Origin of the sequence: Leptospira broomii serovar Hurstbridge str. 5399, assembly GCF_000243715.2 — a bacterium.
Lineage (GTDB): Bacteria > Spirochaetota > Leptospiria > Leptospirales > Leptospiraceae > Leptospira_B > Leptospira_B broomii.
The window spans coordinates 131810-151006 of sequence record NZ_AHMO02000011.1 but is presented as its reverse complement, the minus strand read 5'-3'; the positions used below and the strand labels follow the sequence as shown (position 1 = coordinate 151006).

Genomic DNA, 19197 nt, shown 5'->3' with positions numbered 1-19197 from the left:
TACATTCGCTTAAGCGTTAAAATGTAATTTCACCTTTTTTCGTTAGTTGAACTATTATTGTCGATTTTTTTATTTCCGACATATTTTTCGTTATTTATGCAGAAGTCCATGTTGAATTCTACAACGGCGAAATACGATTATCAAAACTGGATTCATTTAGATCGACCGGTAATCCAGGATCTATAAAAAACCATATCCCCGAAACGTTTTAACGAGGAAGGACACAATGAATATCAAAGGAAAGAAAATCGCTCTCGTTTTAGGAGGTGGAGGTGCATTGGCGGCTTTTGAAGTCGGCGTTATTCGATGGATGAAAGAAAATAATGCGCATATTGTCGGCTGTTACGGGACGTCGGCAGGAGCATTGAATTCCGCATTACTTTCTCAGGATAATTACGAAGGCCTTGAAGCGTTATGGGGATCGTTTTCAGAAAATAACTCATTTTTTAAGCAATGGCCTCTGGGAATATTTCAATCCTACTGGAAACGCGCCGCGTTAAATCCGGCTCCGCTATATAAATTAATCGAAAAGTATACGGATCCATCCAAGATATTAAAAAGCGGGATCCGCTTCGGTGCTATCATGACGAATATGTCTCTCGGCACCAAGGAATCGTACATTTTATCGAAAGAAAACTTGCCCGAATTTAAGAGAGTTCTTGAAGCTTCTTCGGCGGTTCAAAGTATTTTTCCTCCGGTTCAAATTAAAGATTATCTATATGGAGATGGAGGACTGACGGAAAACGTTCCTTTAGAGTTAGCAAAAAATGATGTCTCTAATTCAAAAGCGAATTCGTTCGTTGTCGTAAGTTGTAGTAAAGTTTTAGATCCGATTTTACCGGCAAACGCTAATTATTTTAGATATTTAATTAGGACGATCGATATATTGTTGAACGATCGGGAGAGGAGCGGTCTGGATAAACTTGACTCCGACACGATATTAATAGAGCCGGGAAAAGAATCCGGATTCTTCTCCATTTTAGATACTCGACAAGAGTCTATTCAGAAGTTGATCAATCTCGGATATGATCGAGCAAAGACGCTTTTTCAATCCTCCTAAATTCAGGCGAAACTATTGTAAGCGCTTTGTCCGCCGGGGACTCCAGACGGGAACCTCACAGTGTATTCCGCGCCCTCTGACACGTCTACAAGCAAGGCAATTCTTATGAATTTATTGCTAGTGATCTGCTGAAATTGAATCGAACGGACCGCAGTTGTAGGCGCTATAGCCGTGGTTCCGGTGTAACGAGTACCGAAATCGATGACCCCGCAGTTCGGATTATCGCCCGAACCGGCAAGGCCAGCAAGAAGTAGAAGGCTACTATTATTGTCGCCTTTACTCTTGGAACAGCTTGCAAATAAGCACGGTGAATCCTAAAGCGATTGGAATGATTGATAGTTTATTCTTAAAAGACATACACTCTCCGGTGAATTTATGTCATTCAGAATAAACGAAGATCATGAGATTGACATTTCGTAGGAACCACATCGATCCGAATACTTGTACGTGATTTACTTACGGTTATTCAAAAATTCATAAAACTTTCCAATTTTATGAATCTAGCAGATCTCGAAGTTGCACTATAATAGTCGAGAATTGCATACTCCCTTTGACACCCAGCTTTTCAGCCGCGTTTGCCCGATGAGCTTCCACTGTTCGCAGACTAATTCCGAGTATCTCCGCGATTTCTCGATTCATAAACCCTTTAGAGATATATCGAAGCAATTCCTTTTCCCTATCCGTTAATTTATGGAAAGAGAGGATGAGTTCTTCCGGCAAGACTTGTACACCGATCGGAAAATCGGGAAATAACCTTTCTCCTGATAGCATTTTTCTGATCGATGAGAGTATTTCCATCGGCTCCGCATCTTTTAGAAGGTAGCCGCGGGCTCCCAATTGTCCAGCGCGACGCAAATGATCCCAATCTCGAGAGGAAGTCAGGATCGCAAACGGAAACGTTCGACGCTCCGCATGAAGCTCCTCCAACAAAGCAAATACCGGTCCATCGGGAAGTTGAATATCAAGCAGAGTCAAATCCGGAAGAGGGTCCGTGCGCAATCTGCGTTCCGCCTGGTTGCGGGATCGCGCCACTCCATCGATGCTAAAATCATCGGCTCCGATCAGTGCATTTTCAAGACCGGCAAGCACAAGCGGATGATCATCGACAAAAAACAAACTACGCTTCAAACTCAACATTTTCCACTGCTGAAGGTATTCGTCCCATTCGATCGGTCAATTGTTAATAGAAGTGATACTTTTAGAAAATGTTCCGATTGAAATCAAACGTTCGAAGGCAACTCGATCGTAAATCGGCTTCCCTTTCCCAATTCCGAATAAAAATGAATTTCTCCTCCATGGGCGAGTACGATTCTTCGGACCACGGCCAACCCTAATCCGGAACCTTTCTGATCACCTCCGATAAGACCGAACGGTTGAAACAATTTACCTCGTAATTCGGGCTTTATCCCGGGTCCGTTGTCTTGAAAAATAAAATAGAGCCGATTGTCTTCCCGATCTATGACGACTTGAAAGAGTCCACCGGATTGCATGGCCGCAGCCGCATTTCGAGTCAGATTTAAGACGACTCTACGAAACCTATCCACGTCCATACGAACGAGACCTTCTTCTCGTAAGACGACTTTATACTCGATAGGTATATCTTTCAATTGATCGGACAGATCTGTCTCTATACGCTTAGCAATCTCGGATAAAGTATGCGTTTCCAAACGAACAATAATTCGCTCTCTTGCGAAATCGAGAATGTCCAAGGCCATATTTCTCATGTATAAAGCCTCCCTTTCGATCTGCTCGAGAATTACTCCAGCGGACTGCGGTTCTTGCAATGCGGTACGAACCTGAATTCCGATTACCTGACAATGATGATTGATGTCGTGAACGATTTCAGATGCAGCTTGGCCAACGCTGGCTAGCGCTTCCGCTCGAATCTTATCGATATTATCCAAGACAACGCTTAGAGATTCGCAAACACCCGTAATGTACAGTTTTTCTCTTTCTAGATCCTCGATCTTAATTCCTTCGCATTGTAAAACGCAGAGGATTTCATTTCCTCTAAGCACCGGAAGACGTAACCGAGTTCCGAGGAGTTCCAATTCAGATAATGAACCTAGCTCCTTATTAACATCCGATAAAACGGCTTCCGGTAACGAATTCGGCTCAGGAAGTAGTCGAATAAATTTCTCCGAATCCGTTTGAGAAAGAAATACGCAATACCCGCTTCTTATATTGAATGCATCAAGAATTCCTGAGAAAGCGGTCCAAATTGCGGTTTCCCTACTATTCGAACGGTTCAAATTTCGAGTAATCGTCAATAGGCTTTCCATTCTTTGACCGAGTCTTTCGCTTAAATTGAAAGTATTAGCGTAGCGAACGGCGAGATAATACGAATGAGTCAGTAAAAAAATGTGTAGTCCAATAGCCGAAAAATATCCGGAATTAATTATAGACGATGTATAGAGTATATCGTTTATGTTTGCCAAAGTGGAAGCAATCCAACCTATCCAAAGGACGGCAGCCCCCGTTTCTTTACGGAGAACGGCTATAAAATTAATGTAAAGAAAATAGATCGAGCAACTGAGCAGGACCAAATGATAAATCGTAGCGAATCTGGTAAATATAAGAGGATCTAAAAATAAGACAAGTGCGCTGAAAAATCCCGAAACAGAGGCAAAAACACCGAACACGTATCGATTATAGTATTTTTTAAAAAGCGTAAACAGATACCAATGTAAGACCGGCGCCCCTACATAGACCGTTAAATAGTCGAGTCTCACTAACGATTCCCAGGATAAATCGGGAAGAATCTGTAAAATATAACGTTGTCCCGTTACCAAGCTTCGGACGGACATTATAAAACAAAAAAGACCTAATTGTAAAAAAGTTAATTCCCTCCGTCGAACGAAAAAAATCAAACAATGATAAACTCCGATCATAAAGATCGAACCTGCAACAAAAAGTTCCAATGCTATCGAGTTACGCTGATGCGATAAAAGGGAGTCGGCCTTTCCGAAAGAAATTCCTTGCCAGATTCCACCCAACTGGTGGTGGAAATTGGAAACGTGAAGAAGTAATTCCGTTTCTCCCGAGGTCTCAAACGGATAAACAGCGGGACGCCATTCGGGGATTTCCTTTTCTCGCGAAGTCCCGACTATTCCGTTTTTCCCTACGATATTACCGTTAACAAATAGAATATACGCAGACTCCAAATCAATAATAGAAACCGCATATAATGAACGTTCTTCCGGTAAAAGTAGTTTTAAACGATAGCTTGCATATCCTTGGGGGTTTAAGACTTGTTGACCGATGCTTTTTCCATTCCAGAATCCCGGCATCGGAAAATACTTAACGGGGCTCCGATTTTGGAAGAACGTAGGGATGAACTGATTCCAATAAAATTCCCAGGATCCATTCAATAGTAGGGGCGATGATTCCGAATTCCAAACTCGCAGATCTAAAGTTCCGGATTCGATTTTCACATCATTTGATTTTTCCGAAGAACTACTAGGTTGAGTCTTACATCCTATGCAAATCGAGATAAGCAGAAAAAATATATAGATACGGCGCATCGTCGGTTTGGATCAATTAGCTCGACAAGCATTCTATAAAGAATGGGCGCAAAGTCAATCCGCTTATTAAGAAAACGGACTTTCGATGCAGAAGATAAAAATTCAATTCGTACTACGAACTCGACAAGCAATCGTTAATACATACGAATGACACAGTCGAAAGACTAAAGCCAAATTTTTATCTTAAGATCGAGCATATATAGATAATTGGATTAAGCATCGATCGGCAAATATAAATCATTCGTTGATGGAAAAGAGATGAAAACCCGATTTTCCCAATTGTGAAACTGCGTCGCTTTCCGGTATTGTCGCGTAGGTTCCATCACTACTGAAAACGGAACCACCCGGTTCCCAAGCCGACTGACCGGTTTGTAATGAGGAAACGGAAATTTTTTTTAGGCTTTTTAAGGATGGCCAAGACCTAACTTCCACTAATCCACCGTGAACGAAAACGAATACAAATTTTCCCGTATTCGAAAAAATTAAATTTCGAGCACCTTTAATGGAATCGAAAGTTTCTTGCTCTAACGACGATAAATTGGTTTTTACCAACTTACCCGTCTCATTACTTAAAATCAAAAGATTCTCATTTGTAGGATCGAACGCGACTCCGTAAGGAGATACGGGAATCGCGAAATCTATCATTTTACCGCTTTTTAAATCCAAGACATGTCCTTTCACAAGTTTCTTCCAAACCAGCTCGGAGTATTCTAAAATAGCCAACTTGCTGAAATCTGAACTCGCGGTAATTCCGAGTTCAGAATAGAAATTATTGCCGCCGGTAATTTTCTCTATGGAAAAGGAAGCAACCTCTTCGATTTTTTTCGAATCGATCGAAAAACTCAGGATTGAAATCGAAGACGGCCAACCCAAATTATCCTTATCTTTCTCGATCCGATAATAATAGATTCCATTCTTAGAATCTATTCCGATTGAAATCATGAGATTTCGGAGTATCGATTTGGATTCGACCGAATTAGGACCGACTTTAATATCTAAGTTTTCGAATTGATCCAACTCAGATATTGTTTTACTCCAATTTATTTTATTCGAACCGATATCCCAATCTAAGTAAATCGTTCTCTCAATCGACTTCGGCTGACCCGGTCTACTCCGATTTTTAAGAATTAGGCCGCCCTTTGTCCCGTCAAAGAAAACGAGATTAGTATTAAATTGAACGAACGATCTACCGTTGGAAAAAGTTCTAATAGGTGTGGCATCTATGAAAACATCCGGATTACTCGCCGCAAATTCCGCGATTGGCGGAGACAAATCGAACGTTTTTCTATCCCGCATATCGAAAAGGCGAAATGTCACTTTATGCTTTTCTAACGAATCCCAATTTTCGTTCTTCTGACCTACTAAAACGTACCGATTTGCATCTAATTTCAAAAAGGCGTCCGCACGATTTTGCACTTTGTAGCTTTCGATTTTTTTTAAAGATTGGGAAGCGATTTCTCCGGACAATAGTCCCATAAACACAATTGTTAAGCGGATTAATAGATTCCAATAAATCCTCATAAGATTCCTCGTCCGGTAAAAATCGATCGCTCAAAAAATAAACGGGCCGTTCGAATCGAGCAAGAATTTATTTACATTTATAAATTATATTTCTTTACTGTCTGCACTTGAGGTGTGCTTAGTATTTCGTTTGACAAGTCGGTGAATCGAGTAATGCCTTTAGGCTCACGAATTCATTTACATTCAGGGGGTAAAAACAATGTCTGACATTCTTCACAGAGTTGGAATCGCATCACCCATTAAAAAGGTATTCGAAGGTATATCGAGCATAGATGGGTTACGTCATTGGTGGGTTTCGGATACAAAAGGAAATGCCGAACTAAACTCTACGATTCTCCTCGGATTTTGTGATTTGAAGGTAATCGAGCTGCAGCCTTACCAATCGATAAAGTGGAGATGTATTCGAGGACCCGAGGAGTGGTTGGATACCGAGATTAAATTCAGGCTGGAATATAAAGAAAACCAAACATTCGTAATTTTTACTCATGCAAATTGGAAAAATCCTGTCGAGTTTATGCATCATTGTAGCACCAAATGGGCAACTTTTCTTTTAAGTTTAAAATACTGGTTGGAACGAGACGAAGGTCGTCCTTCTCCTTATGATGTTAAAATACACGTAGGCGATTAAAGTTTCCTGCCGTGTTTAGTTAAAATCCTTTTCAAGATATTACCTTTTTTTCAAGGACGGATAGATAGGCGGGAAAAACGAATTGAAAAATCCTAGTTAAAACGGCATAATCATTGCGTGCCGAATCCGTTAAATATAGAATATGATCGAACCTTAATTTTCGATGAATGGAATCTTCTTGAAAATTGTATCGAAGATCCTTTATTACTTCTCGATTACGATTGGAATATTCTAAAATGGAATAAGGCGGCGTGGCTGGAATTTCCAGATCTCGGAGAATCCGTTCAATTTAATACGTTAGCTCGCATTATACCGGAATGGGATGCTCGAAATGATTTTTTGTCCTTAGCATTTCATGCGGTAGTTCATTCAAAGAGAGCACGCGCAAGTTCGTCCCCCGAACTTGTTTCCGTTTGGCGGAGTTCTTCGGATTGTAATTTTTATTTTGCCGTTTTTGAAGATTCGGATTCGACTCTTTCCGAAAGTAATTCTTTATTTAAAGGACCGGCATTGTCTTACCGGCAATCGTTAAAGGAACTGGATTTTCGGATCGACCCGACCATTTCGCCAACTAAATCCTTAACGTCAGATGAAGGGTCCGAAAAGTCGGATCCGGCCAATAAAGAGCAACTTCTCTGGAAAATTTCTATTTTAAACCTTCTCCAGCAAATCTCGACCGCAGCCAACGAAGCAGATGGTGTCGAATCACTCCTTCAATTTGCTTTAGATAGAATTTGCCTTATATCGGGTTGGAAGCTCGGTCGTGTTTATTTGTGGTCCTCCGAAACGGAAATGCTCGAGTTAGCGCCGATCTGGTATATGGAGGAGGAGACTGCACTCAAAGAATTCAAGTTAGAATTGGAAAAGCAAATTCATTCTACTGCGTCAGGCATTGCTATGCGGGTCATAAAGGAAAGAAAGGTAATTTGGGTCGATGATTTTCGATCCGTATTCACGACTTTAGAGCAGGACTTGGCGTGGAAGGCGGGTATTTACTTTTGCTGCTCGATTCCGCTTTTTGTTCGAGAAACAATTGTAGGTGTTTTGGAATTTTTTTCCGGCCCTGAAATACCGGAGCCCTCATTCTTGGAAGCTTTAAGGCATATCGGTTCTCAAATCGGACGAGTATTTGAAAGAACGTATTCCGAAAATTATCTGCGCAATTCAAGGGAAGAATTAAGATCCTTGGCCGCTCGCTTACAACATGTAAGGGAAGAAGAAAGGGTTCGGATCGCTCGCGAAATTCACGACGAGTTAGGACAATTATTAACCGTCTTGAAAATCGACCTTTCCTTATTGCGTAAAAAGAAGAGCGAAATAGTCCATAATGAAGAAAGATTGATAAATGAAATAAATTCAATGAGCAAGGTTGCGGATTCGGCCATCCAATCGGTACAAAGAATCGCGACCGAACTTCGACCCTTAATCCTCGACGATCTCGGTTTATTGGAAGGAATAGAATGGTATGTTAAGGATTTTCAAAAGCGATCGGGTATCGTCTGTAATATCTCCATAGATGCTGAAGTCCCGCTTAACCCCGGTGCGGAAAGTGGAACGGCTATTTTTCGAATTCTTCAAGAAACACTTACTAACGTGATTAGACATTCCCAGGCAACAATTGTAGATGTGTCTTTAACCCAAGATGCATCGAGCTTACGACTATCCGTTCACGACAACGGGGTAGGAATTCCTACCGATGAGATTTCAAATTCTAAATCCTTAGGTCTGATCGGTATGAGAGAAAGAGCCACAGTTTTAGGAGGGGAGTTAACTATCGAAAGCAATAATTCCAAAGGAACTACTGTGGCAGTAAGAATCCCGCGCGGAGAAACACTAAAAACGGTATTCCTATGATTGATACAATACTTGCGGACGATCATGTACTAATAAGAGAAGGCCTGAAAAAAATTCTGGTCGGAGAACAGGATATTAACGTGGTTTATGAAGCCGAAAACGGAAAGCAGGTGCTAGAGTTTCTCGCCGATCGTACTGCCGATATACTCATTCTTGACCTGAATATGCCGCTTATGAACGGTCTAGAGACTGTTAAATACGTTCACAAATCCTGTCCTACTACGCATATTTTAGTCTTAAGTATGTACCCGGAAGAACGATTTGCAGTTAGAGCCCTAAAATCGGGAGCCGCCGGTTATATTACGAAAGGCAGCGCCGGAGACGAATTAATCGGTGCAATTAGAAGAATTGCCGCTGGTCAACGTTATGTAAGTTCCGAAGCTGCAGAAATACTCGTCAGAGAATTATCCAACCCCGCTGACCGCTTATCTCATGAAATTCTTTCGGAACGTGAATTTCAAATTCTATTACTTTTAGCTAAAGGAAAAAATGTTCGAAGTATCTCGCAGGATTTAGGATTGAGCGTAAATACGATCAACACGTATCGATCTCGGATATTATATAAAATGAATTTAAAATCGACTCAAGAATTAGTGCGATATGCTTTCGACCAACAATTACTTGAATAGGAAGTACGATCAAGCTCGTAAAACTTCTATATTAAGTTGATTCGAAAATTGAATACCTTGCCTACCTTTTCCTTGTAGCATTTTTCGCTACAAATTATAGTATCGTTTAACTATATTAATACGATAAATTTCAATATCAATTTTTGTTGTTACTCTTCCATTTCCGTTGCATAATTATTACTTTCTGCAATATTTTTGCATCTTTAGCATCGGAGTGAAAGGCTATGGTTTCGACGAAAACGACTGAAATTCCTGTTAGAGACACGCTCGACTTAAAACAATTGCTGGAAGTTTTGTCCGCATTGAAAAGAGGAGATCTATCCAGACGAATGCCGCTCGACCAAACCGGTATCGCGGGTAAAATATCAGACATTCTTAATGATATAATAGACCAAAATGACCGGATGGTAAAAGAATTCGAGCGAATCAGTAACGAAGTCGGTCAAGAAGGAAAAATTTCACACCGGATAAGCGCAGTAGCAACAGGCGGCTCTTGGGCAGCCTGCATGAATTCCGTTAATTCCCTTATAGGTAATTTAGTACAACCGAATACCGAAGTAATGCGTGTAATCGGAGCGGTAGCCGGCGGAGACCTTTCTCGAAATATGTCTTTAGAAATCGAAGGGCGCCCGTTAAAAGGGGAATTCCTACGTACGGCTAAAATCGTTAATACGATGGTGGATCAGTTGAATTCATTCGCGTCGGAAGTGACCCGGGTTGCTAGAGAAGTAGGAACTGAAGGAAAGCTTGGAGGCCAGGCTGACGTTCGTGGAGTAGCCGGAACATGGAAGGACCTCACGGATAGCGTGAACTTTATGGCCGGAAATCTCACCGGACAGGTGCGAGACATAGCGGAAGTAACCAAGGCGGTAGCGACAGGTGACTTATCTAAGAAGATCACCGTGGATGTAAAAGGAGAGATCCTAGAACTCAAGGACACGATCAACACGATGGTGGATCAATTGAATTCATTCGCGTCCGAGGTGACTCGGGTTGCTAGAGAAGTGGGAACTGAAGGAAAGCTTGGAGGCCAGGCTGACGTTCGTGGAGTAGCCGGAACTTGGAAGGACCTCACTGACAGCGTGAACTTTATGGCGAATAATCTCACAACTCAAGTTCGCGGTATCGCCAAGGTAGTAACCTCAGTAGCTAACGGAGACTTAAAGAAAAAATTATATTTGGAAGCCAAAGGGGAAATAGCGGAACTCTCCGATACGATCAATGATATGATCGATACTTTAGGTCTATTCGGAGACCAAGTGACGACCGTTGCAAGGGAAGTGGGAATCGAGGGTAAATTAGGAGGTCAAGCAAGCGTTCCCGGAGCGGCCGGATTATGGAGAGATTTAACGGATAATGTGAATCAGTTGGCAAGTAACCTTACCACTCAGGTTCGAGCCATCGCCGAGGTTGCCACAGGTGTGACGAAAGGAGATTTGTCCAGGACCGTTATGGTTAAGGCCGCAGGAGAAGTTGCGGCACTTTCGGATAATATTAACGAGATGATTCGAAATCTAAGAGAAACGACTAGAATCAATACCGAACAAGACTGGCTCAAAACGAACCTCGCGAAATTTACTAGATTACTGCAAGGCCAAAGAAACCTCGTAAACGTAAGTAAATTGATCTTATCGGAATTGGCTCCTCTTGTTTCCGCTCAACACGGAGCTTTTTTCATTACAGAAAACGCAGAGGAAGAGGCTTCCTTAAAACTCTTGGTAAGTTATGCATACCAAGAGCGCAAGAATGTCTCGAATCGATTTGACCCTGGAGAGGGACTGGTAGGCCAATGTTATTTGGAACGGAAGAGAATCCTATTAACTCAGGTCCCTAACGATTACATCAAGATCAGCTCGGCGCTCGGGGAATCGGCGCCACTCAATATCGTCGTTCTCCCGGTTTTATTCGAGGGAGAAGTGAAGGCGATTATCGAGTTAGCTTCCTTTCCGAGTTTTACACCGATCCATCTAAACTTTTTAGATCAGCTCACTGAAAGTATCGGAATCGTTTTAAATACGATTGCCGCCGGAATGAGAACGGAAGAGCTTCTAATTCAGTCTCAGACTTTAACGGAGGAGCTGCAAGGACGTCAAGAAGAGCTGACTAAAACGAACGAACGATTGGAAGAACAAGCCAAATCTTTGCAAGCATCCGAGGATCTGCTTAAGGAACAAAGGGAAGAATTGCAGGATAAAAACGACGAGCTGGAAGAGAAAGCTAGACTTCTGGCGAGAAAAAATAACGAAGTCGAGCGAAAAAATATGGAAGTAGAGCAGGCCAGACATTCTCTCGAAGAGAAGGCGAGACAACTCGCCTTAACATCCCGATACAAATCCGAGTTTCTCGCCAATATGTCCCACGAATTACGAACTCCTCTTAATAATATGTTGATCTTATCTAGGCTATTATACGATAACGAAAATAATAACTTATCGATTAAACAAATCGAATATGCCCGAACGATTCACAGTTCTGGCAACGATTTGCTGCAACTGATCAACGATATATTAGATTTATCAAAAATAGAATCCGGCAAAATGACGGTTGATTTGGATTCCGTATCATTTCAGGAATTCGCGGATTATCTTGAAAGGTCGTTTAGAGAGACCGCTCGAAATAAGGAGCTTGAATTCCAAGTCGATTTAAACGTCGATCTCCCGGCCAGAATGACTACCGACCTGCAAAGGTTACAGCAGATATTGAGAAACCTACTTTCTAATGCGTTTAAGTTCACTCATAAAGGAGGAGTACGCTTGGTCATTTCCCCAGTTAAATCGGGCTGGGGTAGCGATCACCAAATTCTAAATCAGGCGAGCTCGGTGATAGCCTTCTCAGTTATAGATACCGGAATCGGCATCCCGCTGGAAAAGCAAACTTTGATTTTCGAGGCTTTTCGACAAGCCGACGGAAGCACAAGTCGGAAGTACGGTGGGACAGGTCTAGGTTTATCGATCAGCAAGGAGATCACCAGATTATTAGGCGGAGAACTTAGACTCACAAGTCAATCGAATACGGGTAGCACATTCACACTTTATCTCCCGATCGAATACATACCGACGGATGAAACTCAAACTGCCGGAGAACAAACGGAATGGATTCAGTCGAACGGAATCAGCAACCGGGTGAATCCGGTAATCTTAAGCGAATCATTCTCCAAAAGAATCCCGAGACGTTTAGTGGAAGACGACCGTTCAAGCCTTTCCGGTGATACGATCCTAATTATCGAAGAAGACGAAGCATTCGCAATGCTGCTTCTAGAAATATCCCGAAAGAACGGGTTCAAAGGTCTCGTTGCACTAGACGGTAAAACCGGCTTTTCTCTCTTAAAGGATTTTCCCGTTCAAGCCGTATTACTCGATCATCAATTACCCGACATGAACGGTTGGCTCATTCTTAATTGGTTAAAAAAAGAGACGAAATTCAGACATATTCCAGTACAGATAATATCCGAGCAAAATGAATGGAGAAGAAGTCTGCGAATGGGAGCTCTTTCACATATAACCAAGCCGATCGAGCCGAATATGATTCAGCAAATCTTTGATACGTTCTTAAATTTTAAAAGTAAAAAGTCGAGATCCCTTCTGATTATCGATGGAAGCGAGGAAACATTAAAGGAACTTCGCGAATTGCTCGGTGAGCGCGATTTAAGTATAAAGACGACGGAAAATGCGCGTGAAGCAATAAGCTTCTTAATGCAGGATTCTTTTGATTGCATTTACTGTTCGTTTAAACTACCGGATATGTCTTTCCATGATTTCTTACTTGAAATCAGCCATCTAGGAAAGGAAATAATTCCGATTGTCCTAAACATCGATTCCGAACTTAGTCAAGCTCAGGAAGCCGAAATTCAAAATCTAAAGAGCGGATTTATTCTGAAGGAAGTCGAGTCGCCGGAATTGGCGGCGGAAGAAATATCAATCTTTCTGCATCAGCCGATCGAAAATATCACACCTCTACATCAAAAATTAATTACGGAAACTTTACATAACGATCAAGCGTTAAAAGGTCGCAAAGTGCTGATCGTAGACGACGATGTGCGAAATATTTTTGCGCTAACCAGCGTTCTCGAGCAGCATAAAATGAAAATCGAGTATGCTGAAAACGCTCGAGACGGTATTGAACTTTTAAAAAAGGTCGAGGGCGTGGAAGTCGTGTTAATGGACGTAATGATGCCGGACATGGACGGTTATGAGGCTATGAGATGCATTCGGGCGGATGAGAATTTCGCCCAACTTCCGATTGTTGCCCTGACAGCCAAGGCAATGAAAGGTGACAGAGAAAAGTGCATCGATGCCGGTGCCACCGATTATATTACGAAACCGGTGAGTGTCGATCAGTTACTTTCGTTGCTTCGGGTGCTGCTGTGCAGGTGAATATGGATCTAAAATTTAATGTGAATATTCTCATCGTCGACGATAATCCCGAGAATCTACGAGTGATGGAATATATTCTCGCAGATCCAGAATTGAATGTGATTAAAGCTTATTCGGGACAGGATGCCTTAAAACTACTTCTTGATCCGGAGGATTTTGCTCTAATATTTATGGACGTCCGGATGCCCGGGATGGACGGTTTCGAAGTCGCTTCGCTGATACGTCAACGCGAAAGGTGCGCGCAAATTCCGATCATTTTTTTGACCGCTTACAGCAATAGTGATACCGTAATGTTTAAAGGATATTCGTTAGGAGCTGTCGATTTTCTAATTAAACCTATCGCCCCCGAAATACTGAAATCAAAAGTTTCCGTATTTGTTGATCTATTCAAAAAAAACAAAATTCTAATTCTGCAGGAAGAATTACTTCGGCAAAGTCATGATGAACTGGAGGTACGAGTCGAAGAACGTACTGCCGAGTTACATAGAGTCAACGCTGAATTAATGACGGAGAATATAGAAAGAAGACGAGCAGAAGAGGCTCTGCGAAACTCCTTACGAGAAAAGGAGGTTCTTCTTCGCGAAATACATCATCGTGTGAAGAATAATCTTCAAATCGTATCAAGCATTTTGAGTTTACAGGGCAATTATATTAAAGATCAAAAATCGCTGGAGATGTTCGAAGATTCCCAGTCCAGAATTAGATCGATCGCACTCATTCATGAACTATTGTATCAAAACGAAGATTTAGCTAGAATGGATTTTAAGGAGTATCTGCGAAGTTTAGTAACCAATTTGTTGAGAACATATAGAGTAGATTCACGAATCAGCTTCGAAATTGACGCCGATCCCGTAACATTCGGATTAGATTCGGCAATACATTGCGGATTGATCGTAACCGAGTTAGTAACAAATTCGCTGAAATACGGCTTTCGCGGCCGAGACGAAGGTAAAGTATCCGTTTCGATAAAAAATTTCGAAGATGAATATATTTTAACGGTCGAGGACGACGGTGTAGGTTTCCCGGAAAATTTTGACTATAGACAAGCCGATTCTTTAGGCTTACAATTAGTAAGTACGTTAGCCGAGCAAATCGAGGGAAAATTACATTTGAGTAGAGATTCGGGAACAAAATTTACTTTAGCGTTTAAAGATCGCAGTCGGGTAAAAAGATGAGTGTAAATCCTGCCAGAATTCTAGTCGTAGAAGATGAAAACATAGTAGCGAAGGATATCCAAAGCCGCCTAATAAAAGCGGAATATCCTAACGTAAGTATTGCCCGAAACGGCGAAGAAGCGATTCGCAGGGTAATCGAGTCCCCGCCGGATTTATTGTTAATGGATATAATGTTTTCTTCAGGTGTCCTTGACGGTGTCGAAACCGCAATTGCGTTCGGAGGAAAAATAGATGTTCCTGTTATTTTTCTAACCGCATACGCCGACTCATCGTCAGTTTCACGAACCATTGCCACAAATCCGTTCGCTTACGTATTGAAACCGTTCCGAATCAAAGGACTTCAAGTTTTAATCGAAACAGCATTGAGTAACCACGAACTAAAAAAGAAAAGAAAAGAAGATTATCGCTTACTCAATTCTATTTCAGAAAATATTAAAAGTATTATTGATATGAAAATTCAGCGAACCTACTGATCGAGCGAAGATTTTACCGGAAAAGGAAGGCTCAATTTGGGAACTGCAAAAATACTCATTGTTGAAGACGAAGGACTCGTCGCTCAAGATATTAAGCATAGAATTTTGAGAATGGGTTACCCGGCTCCGTTCATCGTCTATACCGGAGAGGAGGCGGTGGAAAAAGCGGAAAATACCGAGCTAGATTTGATTCTTATGGATATAATTTTATCCAATGGATTTATCGATGGGGTCCAAGCGGCGGAACAAATTCATAAATTTTCAGACGTACCTATCATTTACTTAACCGCCTCTTCGGATGCGCAAACTTTAACCAGGGCTAAGGCGACCGGACCCGACGGTTATATTTTAAAACCTTTTCAAAGCAGGGAACTTCAAATTGCGATAGAGCTAACTCTATACAGGCATAAGATTGAAAAAGGTTTTTTAGAAGACGACCGCCTCGTGTCGGCGACGCTCTATAATCTGCAAGAGGGTATCGTTGCCGTCAATCGTTCCGGAAATATTTGCTTTATAAACGGAACTGCACAAAAGTTGACCGGCTGGAACGAATCGGAAGCGTCCGGACGTCCTCTCAAAGAAGTTGTCAGAATACTGGTTTCTTCTCCTTCTAAGGATTCTGATTTAGATACGATATTAAAAGCGGAATCTGATTTAGATATTCCTTCCCACGGTTTTATAGTTTCGAAAGAAAAAGTTATGACGGAAGTGTTGACGGTAAATAAATTCGTCGTAGTGGAAGAGGAATTAGATCTTGCCTACATCCTGATCATCCGAGACTTTAGCAATTCGCTTTCCGATAACCCATGGAAATGAAATCGAATCGGCAGAACGATGAAATTTCGTTCTTTATCACTTCGGATTCGGAACCCGCTTCCGGATTACTTTTTAATGAAAGTAAGGAAATGCTCTACTTCCTTTTTTGAACCTACGATGAATGTCGTTCTTTCGTGAAGTTCGGAAGGCTGTAAGTCCAGAATTCTTTGCCCTTCCACCGTAATGGCGACTCCTCCCGCCTGCTCGGCGATCAATGCCATCGGAGCTACTTCGTATAACAATCGTAGTTTTCCTTTCGGGTATTTCGGAGATTTTGTATCGTTCGGATACAGAAAGATTCCGCCCTTAAGTAAATTTCTATGAAAATCCGCGACAAGGGATCCTATATAACGAGCGGATTGCGGTTTACGTCCGCCTTCGATGGATTTGATATCTCGAATATAATTTTTTACTTCATCGGACCAGTAATTATAATTTCCTTCGTTAATCGAATAGATTCCGCCGGACTCCGGCATCTTCATTTCAGGATGCGAGAGTATAAATTCCCCGCAGGAAGGATCCAAAGTAAATCCGGAAACCCCCTTACCGACAGACAAGACTAACATAGTTGAAGATCCATACACGATATATCCGGCCGCTCTCTGTTTTGCCCCTTTTTGTAGCAAATCTTCCTTGGTGCCGGGCGTTCCTTGAGGCGATGTGCGTAAATGAACGGAGAATATTGTGCCTATCGAAACATTCGCGTCTATATTTGAAGAGCCGTCCAGAGGATCGATCGCGATCGTATATTTACCAATCTTATAACCTGTCGGGATCGAAATGATATTTTCCTGTTCCTCACTCCCCATCGCACATAAATGACCGCAACGCGTGAGAGTGTGAGTAAAGATTTTATCCGCATATTCGTCCAGTTTCATGACTGTTTCGCCCTGAACGTTTGTCTGGTCTGTGGAACCTAAAATATTATCCAGTAATCCGGCCTTACGAACTTCCCTAGAAACGATTTTTGCTGCGTAAACCAAGTGACTCATGAGAGCCGTAAAATCTCCCGTCGCTTGAGGAAGCTTTAATTGCTCCTCAATCAAATACTGGGAAAGACTCATCAATTGGGTCGGATGGGCGGTCGTCACGGGAATCTCCTATCGTAAGTGAATGGTACTCGGTTATGAAATCGCACCCTGTTGAGAAGACAAGCCGGATTTGTAGGTGAGAATCGGCTATAACTTTGAATCGGGAAGGGGTAATCAGAAAAAATTTAGCAGGATATCGGGATTTTGAAAAAGAAAAAGGGGTGAAAATCAAACCTGTTCGGTCGATATTAATAGCAGTCGTGAATTCACCTATAACCAAAACGCAAATTCCGGATGTTTTCGAAGAATTTACGAACCAGTTTCTCAGAGACGTAAAGAATTCACTGAGTACCGAAATGGTTTTGACTCATTTTTATTTCCAAGATCTCTCCCAATACTTTCGACTTTTGGGAGAGCAAAAATCGGGCGAAATCCTGACCGATTTAAAATCGGTGATACAGGCGCATTTGCGACCCTACGACAAACTCTATGTTTTGAATTCCAGGTCCTTTATGACCTTTTGCCCTGATTGCCGATTGGATATCGTAAAAAGTAGATTTGATGAAGTTATTTTCCAGGTAAACCATCTAATCATCGATTACGAAATTCGTTTCCTCGAAATCACCGAACCGTTGGATTCTTTTCGGCCCGTATATGAAAAATTGCTTCGCCCCTTGATAGGGTAGTTCCTGCTTTAGTTTTGGCCGCCTTTCAAAAATCTTATTACATTAAAAAAACTCTCTTCTGAAAATGAACGTTTGTACCGTAAATTGGAACGTACGGGAGATAAAGATGGAAGATAGAGCGAAAAAGTTTAGAGCTACCTTGGAACGTTATATCAACTATCGCGGAATTGATATTATTCTCACATTGAAAGATGGAACAATTATCGAATTAGATAAGAACCGCAGAATGGACGGTGATATCGTAATTAAAAACGGAACCTTCGGAATCGAAGCTACGATCGAGATTTCCGAAATACAGAAAGCAGATTTTTTTGCCGCTTGAGGGGATACTTGTAGGAACTTCTACAAGTCCCCTAGTACTAAAAACTCCAATTTGAATTCTGGTTCCGGGCGAACCGCAGTGATTTGCACGAATTGTAGGAACTTCTACACCACGGCACACCCAATCTCGTAATCTTAAAAAAGCTCTTTTTGACCACACTTGGTCAAAATTATCCCCAACTTTGGCCAAGATCCATTACAGATAAACTCTCCATGATCAAATTTGGGGATAAATTCCCTTGACAGGGAACCTCAAAATAGGAAGATAGCAAATCAGGGCTTTTTATTCCCTGCTTCCGGACCTCGGGGAAATCTGTCCCTTCAGGGTTGGTTTTCCCGCCAAGATAAGGCCGAAATCCGCAGATCCGGTTTCTAAAAATCCGAACAGGAGGAATTCCACCGAATGGTAGGAGTCATCGTAAAGGAAGGAGAATCCATCGAATCTGCCCTCAAACGTTTTAAGAGGGATTGTGCAAATGCAGGAATTATGAGCGAAATTAAACGCCGTGAATTCTACGAAAAGCCAAGTATCAAAAAGAAGAAGGCACTTGAGTCTGCAAAACGCAAGCTCGAAAAGAAAAAGCGCCTCTTTTCGCGGAAGGATCGCGGTTAATCCGCGTTCGCGCGATTTCGGACAGTGAAAAGGGGAGGAACATGTCCCTACAGGCAAAGATCAATACCGACCTGAAAGAGGCTATTAAGTCAAAGCAAGAACCTCTTCTGTCCACACTCCGCCTTCTTAAGGCGGATATCCAGTACGAATTAACGAAAACCGGTGCTCAAGAGTTATCAGACGAGCAGATTATTGTTCTAATCAAGCGCAGCTATGTAAAGAGAACCGATGCGATTCAGATGTATGAAAAGGCGAATCGATCCGACTTAGCGGATAAGGAAAAAGCCGAAGCAGAAGTTCTCAAATCCTATCTTCCTCCTGAAGTATCTGAAGATCAGATCCTCGGTGTCCTGGATAAAATTGTGGCCGAGTTAAAACCGACAGGTCCGAAAGATATAGGCAAAGTCATGGGGAGAGTCATGGCCGAGTTTAAAGGGTTGAACATAGATGGATCAAAGGTCTCTGCGATCGTTAAGTCCAAACTCTCCTAAGC

16 protein-coding genes are annotated in these 19197 nt (G+C 41.9%); 12 read left to right on the top strand and 4 right to left on the bottom strand.

Going from position 1 to position 19197, the window contains the following annotated elements; all coding sequences use genetic code 11:
- Window positions 1-226 precede the first annotated feature (226 nt).
- Window positions 227-1060 (top strand): patatin-like phospholipase family protein, encoded by an 834-nt coding sequence (locus LEP1GSC050_RS18120; protein ID WP_010569770.1) that lies wholly within the window; start codon window positions 227-229, stop codon window positions 1058-1060.
- 492 nt (window positions 1061-1552) lie between these two features.
- Here LEP1GSC050_RS18120 and LEP1GSC050_RS18115 read toward each other — a convergent pair whose 3' ends face one another.
- From LEP1GSC050_RS18115 to LEP1GSC050_RS18105, 3 genes are all read right to left on the bottom strand, one after another.
- Window positions 1553-2197 carry a response regulator transcription factor gene (locus LEP1GSC050_RS18115; RefSeq protein WP_232225819.1) on the bottom strand — a complete coding sequence of 215 codons (645 nt, stop codon included), beginning with the start codon at window positions 2195-2197 and terminating at the stop codon, window positions 1553-1555.
- Window positions 2198-2280: 83 nt separating this feature from the next.
- Window positions 2281-4494, bottom strand: a complete 2214-nt coding sequence (locus LEP1GSC050_RS18110) for a sensor histidine kinase (RefSeq protein ID WP_010569768.1) — start codon at window positions 4492-4494, stop codon at window positions 2281-2283.
- A 327-nt stretch (window positions 4495-4821) separates the two neighbouring features.
- On the bottom strand, window positions 4822-6105 hold the full coding sequence (locus tag LEP1GSC050_RS18105; protein ID WP_010569767.1) for a YncE family protein: 1284 nt from the start codon (window positions 6103-6105) through the stop codon (window positions 4822-4824).
- Window positions 6106-6304: 199 nt separating this feature from the next.
- Between LEP1GSC050_RS18105 and LEP1GSC050_RS18100 the strand changes: the two genes are divergently transcribed.
- From LEP1GSC050_RS18100 to LEP1GSC050_RS18070, 7 genes are all read left to right on the top strand, one after another.
- Complete coding sequence (locus tag LEP1GSC050_RS18100) at window positions 6305-6733, top strand: SRPBCC family protein (RefSeq protein ID WP_010569766.1); 429 nt, start codon at window positions 6305-6307, stop codon at window positions 6731-6733.
- 117 nt (window positions 6734-6850) lie between these two features.
- Window positions 6851-8587 (top strand): GAF domain-containing sensor histidine kinase, encoded by a 1737-nt coding sequence (locus tag LEP1GSC050_RS18095; RefSeq protein WP_010569765.1) that lies wholly within the window; start codon window positions 6851-6853, stop codon window positions 8585-8587.
- Entirely contained in the window at window positions 8584-9216 is a 633-nt protein-coding gene (locus LEP1GSC050_RS18090; RefSeq protein ID WP_010569764.1) for a response regulator, read from the top strand. The genes LEP1GSC050_RS18095 and LEP1GSC050_RS18090 overlap by 4 nt, the downstream gene beginning before the upstream one ends.
- Window positions 9217-9440: 224 nt before the next feature.
- Entirely contained in the window at window positions 9441-13589 is a 4149-nt protein-coding gene (locus LEP1GSC050_RS18085; RefSeq protein ID WP_020987824.1) for a response regulator, read from the top strand.
- 2 nt (window positions 13590-13591) lie between these two features.
- Complete coding sequence (locus LEP1GSC050_RS18080) at window positions 13592-14764, top strand: histidine kinase dimerization/phosphoacceptor domain -containing protein (protein WP_020987945.1); 1173 nt, start codon at window positions 13592-13594, stop codon at window positions 14762-14764.
- Window positions 14761-15237, top strand: a complete 477-nt coding sequence (locus LEP1GSC050_RS18075) for a response regulator (protein ID WP_010569760.1) — start codon at window positions 14761-14763, stop codon at window positions 15235-15237. The genes LEP1GSC050_RS18080 and LEP1GSC050_RS18075 overlap by 4 nt, the downstream gene beginning before the upstream one ends.
- A gap of 36 nt (window positions 15238-15273) precedes the next feature.
- A complete protein-coding gene (locus LEP1GSC050_RS18070) occupies window positions 15274-16053 on the top strand; it encodes a response regulator (protein ID WP_010569759.1) in 780 nt (259 codons plus the stop codon).
- 65 nt (window positions 16054-16118) lie between these two features.
- Here the strand turns inward: LEP1GSC050_RS18070 and fbp are convergent, their stop codons facing one another.
- Entirely contained in the window at window positions 16119-17117 is a 999-nt protein-coding gene (fbp, locus tag LEP1GSC050_RS18065; RefSeq protein WP_040911923.1) for a class 1 fructose-bisphosphatase, read from the bottom strand.
- A gap of 212 nt (window positions 17118-17329) precedes the next feature.
- Between fbp and LEP1GSC050_RS18060 the strand changes: the two genes are divergently transcribed.
- The 4 genes from LEP1GSC050_RS18060 (at window position 17330) to LEP1GSC050_RS18045 (ending at window position 19195) form a co-directional block, all read left to right on the top strand.
- Window positions 17330-17770 (top strand): hypothetical protein, encoded by a 441-nt coding sequence (locus tag LEP1GSC050_RS18060; RefSeq protein WP_408605414.1) that lies wholly within the window; start codon window positions 17330-17332, stop codon window positions 17768-17770.
- A gap of 106 nt (window positions 17771-17876) precedes the next feature.
- The gene (locus tag LEP1GSC050_RS18055; RefSeq protein WP_010569756.1) at window positions 17877-18092 is read left to right on the top strand and encodes a hypothetical protein; all 216 of its coding nucleotides are present in this window, start codon (window positions 17877-17879) and stop codon (window positions 18090-18092) included.
- Between the two features lie 402 nt (window positions 18093-18494).
- Window positions 18495-18704, top strand: coding sequence for a 30S ribosomal protein S21 (rpsU, locus tag LEP1GSC050_RS20730; RefSeq protein WP_010569755.1), 210 nt, complete (start codon window positions 18495-18497; stop codon window positions 18702-18704).
- 41 nt (window positions 18705-18745) lie between these two features.
- Window positions 18746-19195 (top strand): GatB/YqeY domain-containing protein, encoded by a 450-nt coding sequence (locus LEP1GSC050_RS18045; RefSeq protein ID WP_010569754.1) that lies wholly within the window; start codon window positions 18746-18748, stop codon window positions 19193-19195.
- The last annotated feature ends 2 nt before the right edge of the window (window positions 19196-19197 follow it).

What these genes read in the sequence shown, in the direction of transcription:
- LEP1GSC050_RS18120 (WP_010569770.1), top strand. Translation starts at nt 227, where the DNA reads ATGAATATCAAAGGAAAGAAAATCGCTCTCGTTTTAGGAGGTGGAGGT.
- LEP1GSC050_RS18115 (WP_232225819.1), bottom strand. Translation starts at nt 2,197, where the DNA reads ATGTTGAGTTTGAAGCGTAGTTTGTTTTTTGTCGATGATCATCCGCTT.
- LEP1GSC050_RS18105 (WP_010569767.1), bottom strand. Translation starts at nt 6,105, where the DNA reads ATGAGGATTTATTGGAATCTATTAATCCGCTTAACAATTGTGTTTATG.
- LEP1GSC050_RS18100 (WP_010569766.1), top strand. Translation starts at nt 6,305, where the DNA reads ATGTCTGACATTCTTCACAGAGTTGGAATCGCATCACCCATTAAAAAG.
- LEP1GSC050_RS18090 (WP_010569764.1), top strand. Translation starts at nt 8,584, where the DNA reads ATGATTGATACAATACTTGCGGACGATCATGTACTAATAAGAGAAGGC.
- LEP1GSC050_RS18085 (WP_020987824.1), top strand. Translation starts at nt 9,441, where the DNA reads ATGGTTTCGACGAAAACGACTGAAATTCCTGTTAGAGACACGCTCGAC.
- LEP1GSC050_RS18080 (WP_020987945.1), top strand. Translation starts at nt 13,592, where the DNA reads ATGGATCTAAAATTTAATGTGAATATTCTCATCGTCGACGATAATCCC.
- LEP1GSC050_RS18075 (WP_010569760.1), top strand. Translation starts at nt 14,761, where the DNA reads ATGAGTGTAAATCCTGCCAGAATTCTAGTCGTAGAAGATGAAAACATA.
- fbp (WP_040911923.1), bottom strand. Translation starts at nt 17,117, where the DNA reads ATGAGTCTTTCCCAGTATTTGATTGAGGAGCAATTAAAGCTTCCTCAA.
- LEP1GSC050_RS18055 (WP_010569756.1), top strand. Translation starts at nt 17,877, where the DNA reads ATGGAAGATAGAGCGAAAAAGTTTAGAGCTACCTTGGAACGTTATATC.
- rpsU (WP_010569755.1), top strand. Translation starts at nt 18,495, where the DNA reads ATGGTAGGAGTCATCGTAAAGGAAGGAGAATCCATCGAATCTGCCCTC.
- LEP1GSC050_RS18045 (WP_010569754.1), top strand. Translation starts at nt 18,746, where the DNA reads ATGTCCCTACAGGCAAAGATCAATACCGACCTGAAAGAGGCTATTAAG.